This window comes from Serratia sp. 506_PEND (assembly GCF_001076875.1).
Lineage (GTDB): Bacteria > Pseudomonadota > Gammaproteobacteria > Enterobacterales > Enterobacteriaceae > Serratia > Serratia marcescens.
Genome location: NZ_JVEL01000091.1, coordinates 1 through 1,050, shown reverse-complemented (window position 1 = coordinate 1,050; position 1,050 = coordinate 1). Strand labels below are relative to the sequence as shown.

The 1,050-nt window shown below is 52.0% G+C and carries 2 protein-coding genes; both read left to right on the top strand.

Features of this window, described 5'->3' with window-relative positions:
* A partial coding sequence (locus ADK28_RS02820) for a bacteriophage T4 gp5 trimerisation domain-containing protein (protein ID WP_048794819.1) occupies positions 1-667 on the top strand: 667 nt, incomplete at its 5' end.
* Positions 660-1,050: DUF4123 domain-containing protein (locus ADK28_RS02815; protein ID WP_048794818.1), on the top strand; the 391-nt coding region annotated here is incomplete at its 3' end. The genes ADK28_RS02820 and ADK28_RS02815, both read left to right, overlap by 8 nt.

Sequence of the window (1,050 nt, the reverse complement as noted above, 5' to 3'; positions counted from 1 at the left end):
GAGCTTTCTGGAAGGGGATCCGGATCAGCCGATCATTACCGGGCGCACGTTCCACGGGGTCAATCTGACACCTTATCCATTGCCATTACATAAAAACCGCATGGTTCTGCGTTCAGACACGGTTCAGGGGGATGGCTACAACGAACTCTCCTTTGAAGATACAGCCGGGAGTGAAGAGCTTCTGCTGCGCGCCCAGAAAAATATGGCATTACGGGTACTCAATTCAAAGGACGAACGCGTTGAATACAACCGAACCAGCAGCATTGGTCATGACGAAGAACTGGTGGTTGCCAATGACCGCAAAGTTACGGTTGAGGGGAATCAGGACCAAAAAATCAGTGGTAATAACCTGCAGAAAACTGAAGGGGATCTCGGGGTAACGGTGAAGGGAGACCTGTCACAGAAGATCAACGGTGCATTTAGCGTGGACAGCCACGGTGATTTAACTTTGCAGAGCAAAAGCAAACTGACAGTACGGGTAGGAAGCAGTTTTATCGTTATTCATGAAGGGGGCGTGGATGTTGAGGGCAGCACCATCAACCTGAATTCTGGCGGCAGTCCGGGTTCTCTGCTTATCCCTGCAGAGCCTGCGATCCTGAAAGCGGCAGCGGCGCAGGGGGCTTTGTTCGTGGAACACTGCCCAATGGAGAACAAACAGAATGGATAATGTCAGCATCTGGGCGATTGTGGACGCGGCGGCAGAGCCTGACATTTTCACCATGCTGGACACGCTCGATCCGCCTCATGCCTGCCTCTACGCCGAACCGGTGACAGACGAAATTCTCGGTGTGGCCCCCTTTCTTATTCTGGCGACACCGGATGTTCTTGCATGGCTCAAAGTGCGTCGGCCACCCTGGGGGATATTGCTGGAAAGTCAGGCCAGTATGACTACTCTGCGTCAGCATCTGCGTAAATATCTGCATGTTCTGCTGCCAGGGGAAAAGACACCGGTTTATTTTCGCTTTTATGATCCCCGCAATATCTGGCCTTTGATATCGGTATTATCCCCCTGGGAGCTGCATTCATTTCTCGGGCCGATAAATGCGATTA